This is a genomic window from Sphingomonas sp. PSPC2-2 (genome assembly GCF_049897725.1).
Taxonomy (GTDB): domain Bacteria; phylum Pseudomonadota; class Alphaproteobacteria; order Sphingomonadales; family Sphingomonadaceae; genus Sphingomonas.
This window is the reverse complement of record NZ_JAFCWU010000035.1, coordinates 1-1,031: the sequence shown is the minus strand read 5'-3', so window position 1 is coordinate 1,031 and position 1,031 is coordinate 1. Positions and strand designations below refer to the sequence as shown.

The following is a 1,031-nucleotide window of genomic DNA, read 5'->3' as shown; positions in this document are numbered from 1 at the left end:
TGGGGACCGGTGAGAAAAGGCCCAAAAACGTACGCTAAGCATCACGTCCAGCCTCAGCGGCTGCGGTGGCCAATGCTTCCCCCTCCGGCCGCCACCAGTGCGACGACACCCGACAGGATGTATGCGATGAGGACACGCGCTGGTCCAAGCAGGCCGCCAATTGCAAACCCGCTACCCTCGCTGATGCGGGTTCCAGCACCATAAAGCGCGGCGGCGCGGCCGTGGAGCTCGGGCCTCACAGTGGTATGTAGGATCGTGCGAACCGATACGTTGTAGATGGCATTGCCCGCACCGCCGATGAGGAACGCCATGGCGACGACCGCCAGGGGAAGCGATGGGGCGAGCGCACCGGTCAGACCTATTGCCAGAAATGAAGCCGCGATGCTTCCCAGTCCGACAAGGGCCGTCCAGCGGGCGTTACGTTCGACATAGCCACCCGCGGCCCATGCAGAGATGAGATAGGCTCCTGCCCAGACGGCAATGAACGCCCCGTATGCGAACGGACCTCGGCTGAGAACGTTGGTTACGAGAAACACATAGACACCGTCCGCAATCGCGAGCGCCATAATAACGACCCAGAAACTGGCGAGCAGAAGCATGATGCGTCGCTGGCGGGCAATCGGCGCATAGCCCCGGAACACGGCCACCGGCGTCCAGCCAGGATTGTCGGCATCGGGTGCGCCCGGCCGGCTGAGGTGGGAGAGTACGATGACGAGCCCAAGCAGCAGGAAGCTGGCTGCGTCGAAGAGAAGCGCAACTGCGGTACCGCCGGACGCGACCAGCAGCCCACCCGCGAGCGGCCCGAACACGGAGCCGCCGCCACTCGCGAACTCGGTCGCGGCATTAACGCGGGCAACCGAAAGCCCGGCCGCCCGGCCCACGATCGGTACCAGCGTGAACGTCGCGGCACCGCTAAACGCGAACAGGAAGCTGAGCATGGCCGCGCCGGTGAGCGCTGCGGTCACGCCTCCTGTGAACGCGATCACGCCCGAGACGAACGCCTGCGCCAACGAGGTCGCGGCGAGGATTTT

At 65.1% G+C, this 1,031-nt stretch carries 1 protein-coding gene; it reads right to left on the bottom strand.

From position 1 onward, the window contains the following. Positions 1 to 53 precede the first annotated feature (53 nt). Positions 54 to 1,031, bottom strand: a 978-nt coding sequence (locus ACP7BY_RS20970) for an MFS transporter (RefSeq protein ID WP_426288360.1), incomplete at its 5' end; no start/stop codon positions are given.